The organism is Pseudomonas sp. G1002 (assembly GCF_013385455.1).
Lineage (GTDB): Bacteria > Pseudomonadota > Gammaproteobacteria > Pseudomonadales > Pseudomonadaceae > Aquipseudomonas.
The window spans coordinates 491757-509699 of the sequence record NZ_JACAPY010000027.1 but is presented as its reverse complement, the minus strand read 5'-3'; the positions used below and the strand labels follow the sequence as shown (position 1 = coordinate 509699).

Genomic DNA, 17943 nt, shown 5'->3' with positions numbered 1-17943 from the left:
GATGCATCCGAATGACGATGACCGCACCCAGTTCATGCCGCGTCCCGGTGGCCGCGCGCCGGAGCCTGTTCGCGCAGAGCCGGCGCCGCTGTCGATGCCCGCTGCGCCGATCCTGACCGGCAAGGCCCAAGGCCTGAACCCGCTGGAAAGCGCCGCCGGCCCGTTGTTGGCGCTGCTGACGCGCCTGCGCAACACGATCTCGCACCCTGCGCCAGCGAGCCTGCGTGCGCAGCTGCTGGCTTACCTGCGTCAGTTCGAAGAACGTGCCGAGGCGGCCGGCGTGGCCCGCAACGATGTGCTGCTGGCGCGTTACGCGCTGTGCACCGCCCTCGATGAAGCCGTGCTGAGTACGCCGTGGGGCAGCGCCAGTGACTGGGGCAAGCAGAGCCTGCTGATCACCGTGCACAACGAGGCCTGGGGCGGCGAAAAGGTCTTCCAGCTGTTGGATCACTGCCTGCAAAGCCCGCGGGAACGCCTGTACCTGCTGGAGCTGTTGTACCTGTGCCTGTGCCTGGGTTTCGAAGGTCGCTACCGCGTGATGAACGATGGCCGCAGCCAGCTGGAAGCCTTGCGCGAGCGTACCGCTGCGGCGATTCGCAGTGCCCGTGGCGAGCATGAGCGCGAGCTGTCACCCCATTGGCGCGGCGTGACCGTGGCCCGTGATCGCCTGGCGCAGTTCATGCCGCCGTGGATCGCGGTGGCCATCGGCGTGGCACTGCTGCTGGCATTGCTGTTCGGGTTGCGGATGAAACTGGCGTCGGATGCCGAGCCGGTGTTCAAGAATATTCATGCCCTGGGCGAGATCCCGGTGCAGGCCATCGACCGTCCGGTGGCCCAGCCGAAAATCATTGAGCGACCGCGTCTGGCGGGCTTCCTGGTGGAAGACATCAAGGCCGGTCGTGTAGCCGTGGAAGATGCCGTCGACCGCTCCGTGGTGACCATCCGTGGTGATGAACTGTTCGCCTCGGCCAGCTCCAGCATCGTCGATGACTTCCAGCCGCTGATGCTGCGTATTGCCGACGCCATCCGCAAGGTCAAGGGCCAGGTGCGGGTCACCGGCCACAGCGATAACCGTCCGATTGCGACCCTGCGCTTCCCGTCCAACTGGGCGCTGTCCGAAGCGCGGGCAAAGTCGGTGCTGGAGATTCTCGCGGCCAAGACCGGCCAGCCGGAACGCTTCAGCGCCGAGGGCCGCAGCGACACCGAGCCGGTGGCGACCAACGCCACAGCCGAAGGCCGTGCGCGCAATCGCCGGGTAGAAATCACCGTATTGGCGGAGGGCGTCGAGTGAAGGCGTTTTTCAGTTTTGTGATTCGCTGGGTGATCCCGCTGCTGGGCCTGGTCGCCTTGAGCCTGATCATCTGGTTTGTGGGCCCGTTGCTCGATGTGCTGGTGCCGGAAGGGCGCCGCTGGGCGCTGATCATCCTGGTGTTCGCGGTGTGGATTGCCTACCGCGTATTCCGGATTATCCAGGCCCGGCGCCAGGCCGCCGAAGTGATGCGCAGCCTCGCGGCGGAAACCCCGCCAGACCCTGCCAGCGTCGCCACCGCCGAAGAGCTGGCGACCCTGCGCCAGCGCATGGACGAAGCCCTGGCCCTGTTGAAAAAGGCCAAGCTGGGCGGTGACGAGCGCCGCAACCTGTATGAGCTGCCGTGGTACGTGATCATCGGCCCGCCGGGCTCGGGCAAGACCACCGCGCTGGTCAATTCCGGGCTGCACTTTCCCTTGGCGGCGCAGTTGGGTGCCGGTGCGGTACGGGGCGTGGGCGGTACGCGCAATTGCGATTGGTGGTTTACCGACCAGGCCGTATTGCTCGACACCGCTGGCCGCTACACCACCCAGGACAGCAACTCCACGGTGGATAAAGCCGCCTGGCTGGGCTTTCTCGACCTACTGAAAAAGCAGCGTTCCCGGCGCCCGATTGACGGTGCGTTTATCGCCATCAGCCTCTCGGACCTGCTGCTGGGCAGCGACGCCGAGCGTGCCGCCCATGCCGCCGCGATCCGCCTGCGCATCCAGGAGCTGTACACCCAACTGGGCGTGCGCTTCCCGATCTACCTGATGCTCACCAAGCTCGACCTGGTGCCGGGCTTCATGGAGTTCTTCGACAACCTGAGCAAGGAAGAGCGCGCCCAAGTGTGGGGCATGACCTTCGCCCTGGACGACGGCAAGAACAGCGACAGCCCGCTGGCCCATCTGCAAAGCGAGTTCGCCGGCCTGGAACAGCGCCTCAACGAGCGCCTGGTGGAGCGCCTGCAACAGGAACGCGACCCGGCGCGGCGCGACCTGATCTACGGTTTCCCGCAGCAGTTCGGCGCGTTGAAGGATTGCCTGCAAGGCTTCCTCGAAGGCGTGTTCAAACCCAACGCCTTTGAAGAGCGCGTCTTGCTGCGCGGTGTGTACTTCACCAGCGGCACCCAGGAAGGCAGCCCAATTGACCGCTTGATCGGCGCCATGGCCCAGAGCATGAACCTGGACCGCCAGCACCTGGCGCGCCAGACCGGCACCGGGCGCAGTTACTTCATCGAAAAACTGTTCACCGCCGTGGCGTTTGCCGAGCGTGGCCTGGTGGGCGTCAACCCGAAGGTCGAGCGCCGTCGCAAGTGGATTGCCCGGGGTGTGCTGGCCGCAACCGTGGCGCTGGTACTGGTCGTCAGCACGTTGTGGTGGGTGAGTTATCGCGCCAACCAGGCCTACATCGCCCAGGTTGACCAGAAGGTCGCGCCGTTGGGCCAGACCGTGCAGAACCTCAGCCCGGCACAGCGCGAAGTACTCGCGGTGCTGCCCCTGCTTAACGCCGTGAAGAACCTCGCGGGCGACTCGCCGAGCTGGTCCGAAGGCTTGGGCCTGTATCAGGGCGACATGCTCGAAGCCGAATCCGCCAGCGTCTACCGCAAGCTGTTGATCGCCGTGTTCGCGCCCCGTTTGGTGACGCGCATCGAAGAGCAACTGCACGGTGGCGGCAATTCCGACTTCCTCTATGAAGGCTTGAAGGCCTACCTGATGCTCGCCGACAGCGAGCATTACGACCCGGACTTCATCAAGGCCTGGATCGCCCTGGACTGGGACCGCAACCTGCCGCGCGATCTGCCGGCGGACCAACGCCAGGCATTGATCGGGCACTTGCAGGCCCTGTTCGAGCGGCATCCGCCCAGCGCCCGTCTCGACCCGCGCTTGATCGACGACCTGCGTCGGCAACTGCAGCAACTGCCGGTGGCCCAGCGCGTCTACGACCGTATCAAGCGCCAGAAACTGCCGGAAGGCGTGCCGGACTTTCGCATCAACGAAGCGGCGGGCCGCGATGCCGCGCTGGTGTTCAGTCGCAAGAGCGGCAAGCCGTTGGGCGAACCGTTGAGCGGTTTCTTCACCGCCAAGGGTTATCGCCAGGGCTTCCTGCTGGCCAGCCTGAACCAGACTGGCACCCTCGCTGAAGAGCAATGGGTACTGGGCCACGAGCAGGCCGACCAACAAAACGTCGTCAGCCTCGCCGCCGATGTGCGCCGCCTGTACTTCCAGGACTATCAACGCCAGTGGGATGCGTTGCTGGCGGATATCGACTTTGTGCCGATCACCAGCGTGGCCCAGGCGGCCGACGTCTTGCGGGTGATTTCCGGGCCGACCTCGCCGCTGAAGAAGCTGCTGGTGGCGGTCTCCAAAGAGACCGACTTGCAAGCGGAAGAACGCTTGCTGGCCGCCAAGGGCGCGCCGGTGGAAGGTGGCGTGGACAAGCTCAAGGAACGCCTCGGCAGCCTGCTTGGCCAGGACCAGCCGACCGCGGATGCACCGGCGGCCAGTGAAGACCCGGTGACGACGCACTTCGCCGAACTCAACAGCATCGTCAGCAAGAACGAAGGCGAACCGGCAGCCATCGATGGCCTGCTGGCGGACATGAACGCGCTGTATGTGCAGGTCAGCGCCATGGTCGGTGCCAGTGGCGATGCGTTGCTCGGCGAAGCGAAAAACCAGGCGGCGGCTGCGGCCACGCGGGTCAGCCTGAATGCCGAACGCCAGCCGCCGCTGGTGCAGGGCATGGTCAAGTCAGTGGTCAACTCCACCACCAACAGCATGATGGGCGGGGTGCGTAACCAGCTGAATGCGGCGTGGGTCAGCGAAGTGGTGAACGTGTATCGCCAGTCCCTGGCCGGGCGTTATCCGATGTCGCCCGGCAGTGCGCGGGACGCGACCCTGGATGACTTCGGCCAGTTCTTCGGGGTGGGCGGGGTGATGGACAATTACTTCCGCAAGTACCTGCAACCTTACGTCGACACCTCCACGCAAACCTGGCGCTGGCAGCCGGGCGCGGCGCAGAAGCTCGGCATCGCGCCGGGCGTGCTGCAAACCTTCCAGCGTGCGGCGACCATTCGGGATGCGTTTTTCCGTGCCGGTGGCACCCAGCCGATCGTGCGCTTTGAACTCAAACCGGTGGCGATGGACGCGACCATCACCCAGTTCCTGCTGGACCTGGACGGCCAGCAACTGAGCTATGACCACGGCCCGAGCCGGCCGGTCGCGATGCAGTGGCCGAATCCCGGCAGCATTGGCGTGGTGCGCATTTCCATCATGCCGCCGTCAGCCAGCGGGCGCTCCGGCGTGACGCTGGACGGCCCGTGGGCCTGGTTTCGTCTGCTGGAGCAATCGGACCTGACCGCCGGCAATTCGCCGGACCGCTTCAACCTGCGTCTGCGGGTCGACGGCGCGAGCATCTCCTACGAGTTGCGGGCCAACAGTGCCTTCAACCCGTTCAAGAGCCGCGTGCTTAACGGCTTCAGCCTGCCGGAGCGGCTATGACCACGCTGGGTTTCTACGGCAAGTTGGCGTGCCGCGGCGACTTTGTCAGCCGCGCGCTGCCCCAGAGTTTTATCGGCCCTTGGGACAGTTGGCTGGCGTCCGGATTGCTCGCCAGCCAGACCCGCCTCGGGGCTGACTGGCTGAATGCTTACCTGGTCAGCCCATTGTGGCGCTTCGTGTTGGCGCCGGGTGTGTGCGGGCCGGACGCGGCGGTGGGCGTGGTGATGCCGAGCATCGACCGGGTGGGGCGCTATTTCCCGCTGACGGTGGCTGCGCTGTTGGATCACGACACCGACCCGGCCTCCGTCGTTGGCGGCCCGGACACCTGGTTTGAACAGGTGGAAGAGTTGTTGCTGAGCACGCTGGACGCCAGCGCCAGCTTCGAAGGTTTCAGCGGCGGGATCGAATCCCTCGGCGCTCCAGCCTGCCAACCTCGCACCTTGGGTAGTCGCTTTGCGGGCTTGCAGCGTGTCAACGCCACAGACCCGCAGGCGCGGATGACTGCGCTTGCCGAACAGGCCTGCGAAGGCGCGAGCCTGTGGTGGGGCCGTGGTTCGCAACAGATTTCTCCCGGTTTAATGCGGTGTCAGGGCTTGCCTGCTGCCGACGATTTTGCGCAATTTTTGCTCGGCCAAGAAGGTGTTGTGTAGATGCGGTCCACGTTCAAATCCGCCAGCAAAAGCCACGTCGGCATGGTTCGCCAAGTCAATGAAGACGCTTGCCTCGACCTGCCGGAAAACGGCCTGTGGGTGGTGGCCGACGGCATGGGCGGGCACGCGGCGGGGGATTACGTCAGCAGCCTGATTGTCGACAGCCTGCGCAGCATTCCCGTGGGCCGTTCTCTTGAGGAATACACGGCGGCGTTGCGTAGCGACCTGCTGCGAGTCAACGGCGCGGTGCGCGAAGAAACCGCCCACCGTGGCGTGACCATGATGGGCAGCACCGTGGTGTTGCTCGCCACCCGAGGCTTGCGCGGCGTGTGCCTGTGGGCCGGCGACAGCCGCCTGTATCGCCTGCGCGACGGCCTGCTGGAAAGCATTTCCCGCGACCACAGCTACGTGCAGGACTTGCAGGACAGCGGCCTGCTCAGCGAAGCCGATGCGCGGGTGCATCCACGGGCGAATATCGTCACCCGCGCGATTGGCGTGGAAGCACAGTTGGCGTTGTCGTCGGTCGACCTGTTGATCGCCCCCGGCGACAGTTACCTGCTGTGCAGCGACGGCCTGAACAAGACCGTCGAAGACCACGAGATCCGCGAAGTACTGAGCCATGCCGAGCCGGACGAAATCGTCCGCAGCCTGGTGCACCTGGGGCTCAATCGCGGCGCGCCGGACAACATCACCGCCATCGTTGTGAAGGTGTCGACATGAACATCATCATTCCCGGCTACGACATCGAAGGCGAAATCGGCGTTGGCGCCATGGCCAGCGTGTACCTGGCGACCCAGCGTTCCCTGGAGCGCAAGGTGGCGCTGAAGATCATGGCGGCGGCGCTGGCGGCCGACCCGAGCTTCTGCGAGCGCTTCCTGCGCGAAGGCAAGACCCTGGCGCGCCTGTCCCACCCGCACACCGTGACCATCCATGACATCGGCAATGTCGGTGAGCTGTACTACATGGCCATGGAATACCTGCCCAATGGCACGCTCAAGGAGCGGATCGCCGCGGGACTGACGCCGGAGCAGGGGCTGACGTATATCCGCCAGATCGCCTCGGCGCTGGGTTATGCCCACGCCCAGGGCCTGGTACACCGCGATGTGAAGCCGGCGAACATTCTGTTCCGCGCGGATGGCACGGCGGTGTTGTCGGACTTTGGCATCGCCAAGTCCCTGGATGACCGCACGCAGTTCACCCAGGCCGGATTTGCCGTCGGCACGCCGAGCTACATGAGCCCGGAGCAGGCCCGGGGCCAGGAAATTGACGGGCGCGCCGACCTGTATGCGCTGGGCGTGGTGCTCTATGAGATCCTCGTGGGCAAGTTGCCTTACAACGGCACCGATGCGCTTTCCACAGCACTGGCACACCTGACTGAACCGCTGCCGGAATTGCCGGTGCACCACGGGCGCTATCAGGAGGTGCTGCGCAAGCTGCTGGCCAAGGACCCGGCGGAGCGCTTCCCGGATGCGGCGGCGTTGCTGCTGGCGCTGGATCAGTTGCCGAAGGAGGAGCAGGTAGAGGCGACGTTGATTCGGCCCCTGCCGATTCCGGTTGCGGTCTCCAGTGACCTGGCCGGACTCACGCCGGTTTCCATCGAAATCCCGACCGAAAAGCCGCAGCCACAACCCGTGCGGCAACCGGTGGTGACGCCGACGCAACACTCGGCCGTGTCCGGACAAAACCGTGGGCCGGTGCTGGCGTTGGCGGCAGTTGCCGTGGCGGTCGCGCTGGCAATTGCGGGCGCAAGTTACTGGTGGTTGAAAGATGACGCGCCAGCCGCCGCGCAGCCGGTTGCCGAGGCGGCCAAGACCATCGCGCCGCCTGCCGCGCAACCGGTAGCGGCGCAGGTTGACGGCGGTCAACGCCCGTTGCTGATGGCCGGCAAGAAAACCCTGTTCCAGCGGGTACTGAGCAAGCCCGGCGCCAAGCTTTCCCACGAAGCGGGCGGGGCGCCTGGCGAAGGTTTGCCGGCGTTTTCCGTGCTCTATGTCTACCAACGCAAGGACGTCGACGGCAGCCCCTGGCTGCGGGTTGGCGCCGCCACCGACGGGCGCAGCGACGGTTGGCTGCCGGCGGCGCAAGCCAGCGACTGGAAGCAGAGCCTGGTGCTCAAGTTCACCGAGCGTTCGGGCCGAGCGCCGGTGATGTTCCTGCGTCAGTCCGCTGAAGTGGAGAAGCTTTTAGCCGATCCCGCAGCGGCGAAAAACCTGCTGCTCAAGGTGCAGAAAAACACCGAGGACAACCAGCAGGTTCTGGCCCTGGAGCCGACCGCCAGCGCCGTCCCGCAGAACCAGTTCTATTTGCTGCCGATCTTCGACTCCAAGGAGAGCTTCGACGAAAACGGCCAGCCGGTGCAGTTGCTCAACGTCGCCTCCATCGACCCTGGCAGCACACCTGATGTCATCGCCAAGGCTGTCGGTCGAACGCCGGTGATTGATGCCAATGCCGATGCCTTCCGCACGGCCGTGGTGCTGGTGGTCGACACCACGGTGTCGATGCAGCCCTACATCGACCAGGTTCGCGACGTGGTCCACGAGCTGCAAACCCGCATCGCCGAGCGTGGCGAACTGGACAGCGTGAGCTTTGGCCTGGTGGGTTTTCGCAACAGCATCAAGAAAACCCCCGGCCTGGAGTATGTGGCCAAGACCCTGATCACCCTCGACCAAGGGCGCGACCCGCAGCGCTTCCTCGACATGGCGCGGCAGGTCAAAGCGTCGACGGTGTCCAGCCACTCGTTCAACGAAGACGCGTTCGCCGGTGTCATGCAGGCGGTGGAAGGCATGGACTGGTCCGGCTACGGCGGGCGCTTGATCCTGCTGGTGACCGACGCCGGTGCGCTGCGCAAGAACGACCCGTTCGCCACCACCCAGATGAACGAAGCCGAAGTGCGCCAGGCTGCATTGGGCAAGCAGATCAAGATCTACGCCTTGCACCTGCGCACCGACGCCGGGAAGAAAACCCACAGCGGCGCCGAAACCCAGTACCGCACCCTGACCGCCGACGCCAACCCGCAGATCGGCGACCTGTACACGCCGGTGCCCGGTGGCGATGTGCGCAAGTTCGGCGAGCGGGTCGACGAGATCGGCACGGTGTTCGCCAACCTGGTGCATCAGGTGCGCAGCAACACGCCGCAGCCGGTGCCGCTGCTCAGTGCCGCGCCGACCCTGGCGGACAAATCCGCCGCCGTCGGTTACGCGATGCACATGGATTTCCTTGGCCGCAAAACCGCGAGCCAGGCGCCGCAACTGGTGAGTGCCTGGACCGCCGACCGCGACCTGACCAACACCGCGTTGCCGGCCTTCCAGGTGTGCGTGATGTTGACCAAATTGCAGCTCAACGACTTGCAGCAGTCCTTGAAACTGATCGTCGACGCCGCGCGCAAAACCCAGACCTCACCGAAGGATTTCTTCCAGGAAATCGCCAGCGCCTCGGCCTATATGAGCCGTGATCCACAGGCCTTGAAAAAGGGCGGCAACCTGGCGGACGGCGGCATCCTTGGCGAATACCTGGAAGGCCTGCCGTACCGCAGCAAGTCGCTGAACATGACCCAGGATTTGTGGCTGTCGTTGAGCGTGGCCGAGCAGGAAGACTTTATCGACGAGCTGGATTCGAAGATCCGCCTCTACGAAACCTTCCATAACGATGTGGCCAACTGGGTCCGTTTCGGCGATGCCGAGCCGGGTGATGCGTTGTACCGCGTGCCGCTGTCGACGCTGCCGTAATGCTGAACCTGAGCGCAGTGCACAAGAGCCGGGGCGTTGGTGCCCAGCGCTACAGCCTGGTGATACCGGGCTTGCAACTGCGTGCGGGTGAACAGTTGGCGGTGGTCGGGCCGAGTGGCTGTGGCAAGAGCACCTTGCTGGATTTGCTCGCGCTGGTGTTGGCGCCGGACCAGGTCGGGCAGTTCGATTTCAACCGCGTCGACATTGCCGGGCTTTGGCGTGGTGACCAGCAAAGCGCGCTGGCGGAGCTACGCAGTCGGCACCTGGGTTACGTGCTGCAAACCGGCGGCCTGCTGGGCTTTCTCGATGTGCGCGGCAACATCGCGTTGTCGCGGCAACTCCTGGGTTTGAAAGACGACGGCAGCGTGGCGCGGTTGGCCGAGCAGTTGGAAATCACTGATCAGTTGGACAAGAAGCCGGCGGCGTTGTCCGTCGGCCAGCGTCAGCGGGTCAGTTGCGCAAGAGCCCTGGCCCACGGTCCGCAGCTGTTGCTGGCGGATGAGCCCACCGCTGCGCTCGACCCGTTGAACGCCGAGCGGGTGATGCAGGCGCTGTTGGCCCAGGCCCGGCATAACGGCGCGTGCTGCGTGATTGCCACCCATGATGAACCCCTGGCCCGGGCCAGCGGCTTGCAGGTGCGGCGCATCAGTTGCCGTCGCGACGCCGACGGCGGCGTCACCGCCACCCTCGGGGAGGCGTGCTGATGCGTATCGCCCTGGTGGCTTCCCTGGCCTGGCAGGATTACCGCAACGATGCGTGGCTGTCGGTGTGTTCGGTGCTGGCGCTGGTGGCGGTGATCGCGCCGTTGCTGGTGTTATTCGGCCTGAAATTTGGACTGGTTAGCAGTTTGACCGAACGTTTGGAGAACGACCCGGCCACCCGGGAAATTATTCCGTTGGGCGGTGGTCGATTCAGCAGTGAATTTGTCGAGCAGCTCCGCCAGCGCAGCGACGTGGCGTTCGCCTTGCCGCGCACCCGGCAGATTGCGGCGACGGCGCAGTTGGGGGCGGTGACGGTGGAGATGCTGCCGACCGCCGCCAACGACCCATTGCTGGCCGGCCTGCCGATGCCCAAGGGCCTGGATCAGATCGTGCTGAGCCACACCGTTGCCGAAAAGCTCGGGGCAAAGGCCGGGGATTGGCTGGAGGCGAGTTTTGGGCGCCAGGTGGCGGGGCGCATCGAGTCGCAACGCCTGCGGGTTCAAGTGCTGCAGGTAGCGCCGCTGGAAGCCTTCGCCCGGGATGGATTGTTTGCACCCTTGGGCTTGCTGGAAGCAGCGGAAGATTATCGTGATGGCCGCGCGGTGCCGGCGTTTGGCTGGGACGGCGATGCGGTGGGCGTCAGCGAGCAACGGGTATACCCGGCGTTCCGTTTGTATGCGCGGCGCCTGGTGGATGTGGAGCCGCTGCGGGTGTATTTCGCCGGGCAGAATCTGTTGGTGTCGACCCAGGCCCAGACCATCGCTCAGGTGCAGTCGTTGAGCCGCAACCTGTCGATCGTGTTCTGGATCATCGCCGGGCTGGCGTTGGCGGGCGCGTTTGCCGCGATCTTTGCCGGGGCGCTGGCGTCGGTTGCACGCAAGCGCCGGGAGCTGTCGGTATTGCGGTTGTTGGGGTTTTCTACCGCCGGGTTGTTGCTGTTTGTGGTGTTGCAGGCGCTCTACAGCGCGGGGTTTGCCGCTGTATTGAGTGGGCTTTTATATGGCTTGGCAGAGTCCGGCCTGAACCAATTATTCGTGCAGGTGCCGGGCGAACACGCCAGTCACCTGCTGGCGCGTCACTACGGCCTGGCCCTGGCAGCTGTCCTCGGCGTCAGCGCCGTGGCGGCGGCGTGTGGTGGTTGGCGTGTGGCGCGTATCCAGGCTTCTGAAGGAATCAGAGATGTATAAGTTACTGGGCGCCGCCATGGCGCTGACCCTGTCCTGTGTGGCCTGGGCCGATGAGGCGAGCGACAAGCTGGACAACCCCAAGCCGTTGCCGGACGACGTCAGCCTGCCGCTGCCCTGCGAAGGCAACATGGTGTTCCGCTATGCCTACGTGCTGGCCCAGGGCACCCTGGATGACCGCGAGATCAGCCTCGGCTACCCGTTCAGCGAAGGTGAAGCGGGCTATCAGCAGTCGTTCATTTCCGGTTATCGCCGCGACTTCATCAACGGCCAGTTCACCCTCAAGGACCTGCCCAAGGACTGGAACAAGGTCATTGCGCCGCTGATGCCGAAGACCGACGCCAAGACCCCGCTCAAGCCGATGCTGTACTTCATCGGCAAGTACGAAGTCACTGCGCGGCAATATGCGCAGGTCATGTCCCAGGCGCAATCCCTGGCCAGCGGCGAACCCGCCCCGGCGTGTGATGTGCCTACCGGGATGGCGGCGCGCTTGCCCAAGGTCAAGCTGTCGCGCTTTGAAGCCGAACGTTTCTCGGCGGTGTACAGCGCCTGGTTGATGAAATACCACCGCGAGCTGCTGCCGGTGAGTGGTCGCGGTGCTTCGGCGGACGACGGCGGCCTGGGCTTTGTGCGCCTGCCTACCGAAGTGGAGTGGGAGTTCGCCGCTCGCGGTGGCCAGGCGGTGAGCCGTCAGGACCTGGAAGGCCGGCTGTTTCCACGGCGTACCGAGGGCAGCGAAAGCGACGGCCCCCTTGCCGATTACGCGGTGTTCAATCAGGTCGCGGGTGGCACCGGCCAAGCCGCACGGCTGATGCCCATTGGCACCAAGCTGCCCAACCCGATCGGCATGTTCGATGTGATCGGCAACGCAGCGGAAATGGTCCAGGAATCCTTCCAACTGGTGCACGCCGGGCGTCGTCAGGGCACCTACGGCGGCTTTGTGGTCAAGGGCGGTAATTATCTGGAAGGCGAGGGCACGCTGTTCACCGGCATGCGCCGCGAGTACCCGTTGTTCGCCGCCGACGGTACCGAACAAAGCAACGAGACCACCGGCTTTCGCGTGGCGATTGGCGCCTTGTCGGCACCGCGTTCGCGCTACAAGGAACTGTTCGCCCAGTGGCAGAAGGAAGGTCGCCTGGCCTCGCTGACCGATGCCATCGACGACGCCCAGGACCCGACCAAGCGCCTGGACAGCATCATTGCCGCCAGCGTCGACCCGCGCCTGCAAGCCGAGCTCGGCCTGGTCAACGAAGAGCTCAAGCGCAACGTCTCGCTGATCGCCCAGCAGCGCGAAGAAGCGGCCGGCAACCTGATTCAGTCCGCGGCCCTGGTGGCCGAGACCATCAACAACTACAACATCCGCCTGATCAATTTGCAGAAGAGCCGCCAACAGGCCATCGACGCCAAGGACGAGGCCAGCGCGCAGCTGTTCGCCACGGCGATCACCAATGGGCGCAGTGCGCTGGACGGCGCGGTGGCGATCTACATCGACAACCTGGCCACCGGCACGCGCTACACCGATGCGGTGATCCAGGCGCAGTTTCAACGGATCAAGGAAGAGTTGGATCGCAAGCCGGTACTGGGCAAGAGCCTGGTGACGCGTGCGACGTTATTCGTTCGCCATGTGGGCAACTACCGCAAGCAACAGCGGGCCGACCCGGCGACGATTTTGAAGGAATTGCTCGCAGCGAGCGGTCAGCGGTCTTGACCGCTGGTTGTACAGCGAGCTTGGAAGGGACTCAGGCGGCGGTGGGCCGCGCTGGGCAAGTCAAACTTAAAAGAGAACACAACGATGATTTTTTCCCGTAAGGCGGTTTCCAAGCGTCATCTGCTGCTGATTGCCGCAGGCTTCAGCACGGTGCTGACCGGTTGCGCAACGTCGCCGACCAACAAGGTCGCCTCGACCACCAAGGTCGAGTACTACCCGAACTGCTACGAGCCGGTGCAGCACCTGCGTGCTACCGATTCGGACCTGACCAAGTCGGTGGTAACCGGCGCCGCCCTGGGTGCGGCCGGTGGTGCTTTGCTGGGCGCCCTGACCGGCGACTCCGACAAGCGTGGCCGCAACGCTGCCATCGGTGCAGCGGGCGGCGCCCTGGCCGGTGGTGCTGCGGGTTACTACACCGAGCGCCAGAAGCAGATCACCGATGACAACCAGCGCATCGCCTCCTACGCCACCGACGTCAACAAGCGTGCCTCCGACATCGACCGCAGCACCGCGTACGCCAAGGCGTCCCAGCAGTGCTACCAGAGCGCGTTCACCAAGCTGGTGGCCGACCGCAAGGCCAAGACCGTCAACGACGTTGAAGGCCGCAAGCGCCTGGCAGAAATCGTCTCGGGCCTGAAAGAGTCCAACGACCTGATCGTCGCGGTGAACGGCAAGGCCAGCGAAGACCTGAACAACTACACCCAGGCGTACGAGCAGGATCTGCAACAAGTGGGCGTACAACGTGCTGACGTGGTCACTGTTGCGACTGCCGATACCACGCCGGTGGTGACGCCAGCCAAAGGCAAGAAGCCGGTAAAAGTCGCGAAAAAGCCGGTACTGCCNNCCACCGAGAAAACCATCCAGACCGCCCAGACCAAACAAGCTGAAAGCAAGCAGGTTGCCAGCGCCGGTAAAGCGCAGATCGAAGGCACTTGCCGTGATCCGAACCTGGCGGACTGGGCACCGGTTCCTTGCCCTAACGTCTGAGGAAAGTTGTTGCTATAAGCGTTAAACGCCAGCCGATCTCCTGCTAAAACGGGAGATCGGTAGCGTTATTTGCACAAATCGTTAAACTGCTGCGGCCACCCAATAATTACACTGAGGCCGTGTGCATGAAATTTCGTTTTCTTCTCTGGATGCTTGGCCTGTTGATGGGCAAAGCCAGCCGCACCAACCCTGCGTTCCAGCAGCAGTTGGGTGACAAGGACCTGGCGTTCCAGTTGCAGACCCTCGACGGCAAGGTTGCCCGTCACTTCATCGTCAAAGACCAGCGCATTACCAGCCGCTCGGGTGTTCATCCCGCGCCTGCGTTTGCCATCGCCTTCAAAGACGCCGCCTACGGCTTCGCCACGATGCAGGCGAAGAACAAGCAACTGGCGTTCATGACGGGGATTCAGGACAAGTCGATCCAGATCAAGGGCAACCCGGCGCTGGTGATCTGGTTCCAGGGGTTGACCAAGTATTTGAAGCCGAAGAAAAAGCCCAAAGGCTAGGGGGGTCTTCAGCAATACTGCGTCGCCTGCATTCGCGAGCAAGCCCGCTCCCACATTCAATCCCATTCCAAAGTTGGAACTCGGTCGAATGTGGGAGCGGGCTTGCTCGCGAATACGGTGTAACAGGCGCCCGATTTATCCCTGGCTGAACTGCGAAGCCAACTCGCGCAACAACGTTTCCGCGTCCAGCACCTTGCTCACCACGTCCTCTGCCTTGTCCCGGGTCAGCCCCAGGCGCTCAAGCAGTTCGTCCGGGATGGATTCATCCGGCCCCGAGCCGATGCCGCGGCTGCGCAGCAAGCGCACGGCCAGGCACACCAGGTTCGGGTATTCCGCATATTGGCCGTCGTAGGTCGGGTCGTGCTGGAAGCGCAGGGCGGTGGACAGTTCGTCCGGCATGTCCCAATAGCGCATCAACCACGCACCAATCTGCTCGCGGCTGATGCCCAGCAGATGCTGCTCGATGTAGCTGTGGCACAGGTGCGGGTTGACCTCCAGGTGCCGGCAGATCAGTGAGAAGTGCGGCGGGAAGACGTGGGCCAGCAACAGGTAGCCGAAATTGTGCAGCAGGCCGGCGAGGTACGTCAGGCCGGCTTCCGGGCGCTGGGCGCGGGGCATGGCGCGGGTCAGGCCTTCGATGACGGCGGCGGTGTAGATCGACTGGTGCCAGTACGGCGTGGCCTGTTGCGGGTGGTCCTTGGGCAGGCTCAAGGTCTTGCCCAGGGCCAGGCCGAGTGCGAGGTTGATCACCAGGTCAAAGCCCAGCACGCGCACGATGGCGTCTTCCACCGAGCGGATCTTGCCCGGCGAGGCGTAGTAGGGCGACGCGGCCCAACTCACCACCTGGGCGGCCAGGGCCGGGTCGGTTTCGACCACGCCGGTGATGTCGTCGATGGTGGCGTTGGGGTCGACCCGCAGCTTGATGATCTTTTGCGCGGTATCGGCCAGCGGTGGAATTTCGATGGTGGCTTCCAGGCGCTGCTGGATACGGCGGGCGGTGAACGCCTGCATCGCCTGGGTGATTTCCTCGCGGTCGTCATTGGGGCGATCCAGGTTTGGCCGGATGTTGCTCAGCGGCTCGCCGAAATGCGCGGCGCTGGCCTTGGTCAGCATGCTCTTGAACGCGTCGCTGGAAATCTCCAGCAGCAGCCCGGCTTCGCCCGAGTGCACCAGCACGGTCGGCTCACGCAACAGGCTTTCTTCGTAGAGGCAGGGAGAGCTGGTCAGCGGCGGCAGGCCGGGCAGCAGGCTCAGGCTGTGCTTGCCGAGCATGCGCTCCAGGCGCTCCGGCGACACCGCCGTGAGGCGCCGACCGGTGAGCTCGGCGAGGCGATTAAGGTCCAGCAACTGGTTCTGTGGAAACAGCACCATGAGTGCACCCACGGCATCATCGAGCAGTACGGCTTGAACCTTCTGCGCCGGGTTCAGGCCGGGGCGTTCGGTAACTTCCGTGTAGCTGATGGCGAGCTTTGCAAGCAGCGTCCGAATCACCGAGGGTGCAGTCGGTGGGGCTGTGGCGAGGGCAACTTCTGACATGGCCTGAATCCAATTTCCTACAGTCATTGGAGTATAACCAGCTTGATACCAGTGAGGGTTGTCTAAGTGAGTCAGCCGTCACACTTGGCCGTATTGCTGCCCATGTCTCAGCCAGCGATCCAGCAGCGGGCTGACGTGTTCCGGCCAACGCTCCAGTAACGCCTGGGCCGCGTCGCGCACGGCGGGCAGCAAGTCGGCATCGCGCATCAGGTCGGCGACCTTGAATTGCAGCAGGCCGGTCTGGCGGGTGCCGAGCATCTCGCCGGGGCCGCGCAGTTCGAGGTCTTTTTCGGCGATCACGAAGCCGTCGTTGGTTTCGCGCATGATCCCCAGGCGCTGGCGACCGATCTGCGACAGCGGCGGGTGGTACAGCAGCACACAGTGGCTGGCGGCGCTGCCCCGGCCGACGCGGCCGCGCAATTGATGCAGTTGCGCTAGGCCCAGGCGCTCGGGGTTCTCGATGATCATCAGGCTGGCGTTGGGGACGTCGACGCCGACTTCGATCACCGTGGTCGCCACCAGCAATTGCAGGTTGCCGGCCTTGAACTCGGCCATTACCGCGGCCTTTTCCACCGGCTTCATGCGACCGTGAATCAGCCCGACCTTGAGTTCACCCAAGGCGCTGGTGAGGTCTTCATAGGTGGTTTCGGCGGCCTGGCAGGTCAGCTCTTCGGATTCTTCGATCAGCGTGCACACCCAATACGCCTGACGGCCTTCGGCGCAGGCGCCGCGTACCCGTTCGATGACTTCGACGCGGCGGGTGTCGGTGACCAGCACGGTGTTGACCGGCGTTCGGCCCGGCGGCAGTTCGTCGAGGATCGAAGTGTCGAGGTCGGCGTAGGCGCTCATGGCCAGGGTGCGTGGGATCGGTGTGGCGGTCATGATCAACTGGTGCGGGCTCATGCGGCCGCCCACGCCTTTCTGGCGCAGGGCCAGGCGCTGCTGCACACCGAAGCGGTGCTGTTCGTCGATGATCACCAGCGCCAGATTCTTGAACTTCACTTCGTCCTGGAACAACGCGTGGGTGCCCACCACCATCGGGGCGCCGGCGGCGATCTGCTCCAGGGCGGCTACGCGGTTCTTGCCCTTGAGCTTGCCGGCCAGCCACGCGACTTCCAGGCCCAGCGGTTCGAGCCAGCGCTTGAAGGTGATGAAGTGCTGTTCGGCAAGAATCTCGGTAGGCGCCATCAGTGCAACCTGATAGCCGGCTTCGAGGGCCTGCAACGCGGCGAGGGCGGCGACCACGGTTTTACCCGCGCCCACGTCACCCTGGATCAGCCGCAGCATCGGTTCTTTCTGGCTCAGGTCGTAGGCGATTTCATTGCCGACCCGTTGCTGGGCGCCCGTCGGTGCAAACCCCAGGTTGGCCAGGTATTGCGCAGGCAGGCGCTTGGCCTTGGGCATGGCCGGCGCGCGCAGCGAACGCATGCTCTCGCGCAGGCGCTGCTGGGACAGTTGATGGGTCAGCAGTTCTTCGAACGCCAGGCGATGCTGGGCCCAGTGATGCCCGAGAGCCAACTCGTCGACGTCGGCGTCGGCGGGTGGGTGATGCAGGTAGCGGATCGCATCATCCAGCGGCGCCAGTTGATAGTCGCGCGCCAGTTCCTGGGGCAGCCAGTCGGGCAGGCTTTTTGGCCCGAGCATCGTCAGAGTCTGCATGCACAGTTGGCGCAAGCGCTGCTGGGTCAGGCCCTCGGTGAGCGGGTAAATTGGCGTGAGGGTGGTGTCTACCGGCGGCGGTTCGTCGCCGGTAATCGCGCGGTATTCCGGGTGATAGATTTCCAGCCCCGAAGCACCGGGCCGGGCTTCGCCGTAGCAGCGCACGCGGGTACCACGCTTGAGGCCTTCCTTCTGGGCGTTGCTGAAGTGGTAGAAGCGCAGGCTCAGGCCGCCGGTGCCGTCTTGCAGGCGCACGACCAAACTGCGGCGCTTGCCCATGACCACGTCGGCGCCGCTGACGGTGCCTTCAACCACGGCGTCCTGCCCAGGGCGCAAGTGGCCGATGGGCACCACGCGGGTGCGGTCCTGGTAACGCAGGGGCAGGTGGAACAGCACGTCCTGGAGATTTTCCAGCCCGACCTTGGCCAACTTCTCGGCCATGGCCTCCCCGACACCCTTGAGTGCCGTCACCGACACCTGCGACAGCTCAGTCATACCG

At 64.5% G+C, this 17943-nt stretch carries 12 protein-coding genes; 10 read left to right on the top strand and 2 right to left on the bottom strand.

The annotated features are described in order from the left end of the window. Window position 1: 1 nt before the first annotated feature. From HX801_RS16630 to HX801_RS16585, 10 genes are all read left to right on the top strand, one after another. Complete coding sequence (locus tag HX801_RS16630) at window positions 2-1291, top strand: DotU family type VI secretion system protein (RefSeq protein WP_003213328.1); 1290 nt, start codon at window positions 2-4, stop codon at window positions 1289-1291. After that, a complete protein-coding gene (gene tssM, locus HX801_RS16625; RefSeq protein WP_177022390.1) occupies window positions 1288-4788 on the top strand; it encodes a type VI secretion system membrane subunit TssM in 3501 nt (1166 codons plus the stop codon). The genes HX801_RS16630 and tssM overlap by 4 nt, the downstream gene beginning before the upstream one ends. Continuing rightward, window positions 4785-5438 (top strand): type VI secretion system-associated protein TagF, encoded by a 654-nt coding sequence (gene tagF / locus HX801_RS16620; RefSeq protein ID WP_177022389.1) that lies wholly within the window; start codon window positions 4785-4787, stop codon window positions 5436-5438. Before tssM ends, tagF begins: the two co-directional genes overlap by 4 nt. Beyond that, window positions 5439-6158 (top strand): PP2C family serine/threonine-protein phosphatase, encoded by a 720-nt coding sequence (locus HX801_RS16615; protein ID WP_003213320.1) that lies wholly within the window; start codon window positions 5439-5441, stop codon window positions 6156-6158. Next, window positions 6155-9163 (top strand): serine/threonine-protein kinase, encoded by a 3009-nt coding sequence (locus HX801_RS16610; protein ID WP_177022388.1) that lies wholly within the window; start codon window positions 6155-6157, stop codon window positions 9161-9163. The genes HX801_RS16615 and HX801_RS16610 overlap by 4 nt, the downstream gene beginning before the upstream one ends. Next, window positions 9163-9867, top strand: a complete 705-nt coding sequence (locus tag HX801_RS16605; RefSeq protein ID WP_008439454.1) for an ABC transporter ATP-binding protein — start codon at window positions 9163-9165, stop codon at window positions 9865-9867. The genes HX801_RS16610 and HX801_RS16605 overlap by 1 nt, the downstream gene beginning before the upstream one ends. Continuing rightward, complete coding sequence (locus tag HX801_RS16600) at window positions 9867-11051, top strand: ABC transporter permease (RefSeq protein ID WP_177022387.1); 1185 nt, start codon at window positions 9867-9869, stop codon at window positions 11049-11051. The genes HX801_RS16605 and HX801_RS16600 overlap by 1 nt, the downstream gene beginning before the upstream one ends. Then, complete coding sequence (locus HX801_RS16595; protein WP_003213313.1) at window positions 11044-12756, top strand: SUMF1/EgtB/PvdO family nonheme iron enzyme; 1713 nt, start codon at window positions 11044-11046, stop codon at window positions 12754-12756. Before HX801_RS16600 ends, HX801_RS16595 begins: the two co-directional genes overlap by 8 nt. 84 nt (window positions 12757-12840) lie before the next feature. Further along, window positions 12841-13743: a type VI secretion system-associated lipoprotein TagQ gene (tagQ, locus tag HX801_RS16590; protein WP_177022386.1), complete on the top strand. Its 903-nt coding sequence runs from the start codon at window positions 12841-12843 to the stop codon at window positions 13741-13743. A gap of 125 nt (window positions 13744-13868) precedes the next feature. Further along, the gene (locus tag HX801_RS16585) at window positions 13869-14249 is read left to right on the top strand and encodes a hypothetical protein (protein ID WP_008439448.1); all 381 of its coding nucleotides are present in this window, start codon (window positions 13869-13871) and stop codon (window positions 14247-14249) included. A 135-nt stretch (window positions 14250-14384) separates the two neighbouring features. On the opposite strand, the gene HX801_RS16580 is transcribed toward HX801_RS16585, so the two are convergent. Both HX801_RS16580 and recG read right to left on the bottom strand, forming a co-directional pair. Then, complete coding sequence (locus HX801_RS16580) at window positions 14385-15785, bottom strand: aminoacyl-tRNA deacylase and HDOD domain-containing protein (RefSeq protein ID WP_008439447.1); 1401 nt, start codon at window positions 15783-15785, stop codon at window positions 14385-14387. A gap of 78 nt (window positions 15786-15863) precedes the next feature. Further along, window positions 15864-17939: an ATP-dependent DNA helicase RecG gene (recG, locus tag HX801_RS16575; RefSeq protein ID WP_003213306.1), complete on the bottom strand. Its 2076-nt coding sequence runs from the start codon at window positions 17937-17939 to the stop codon at window positions 15864-15866. Window positions 17940-17943 lie beyond the last annotated feature (4 nt).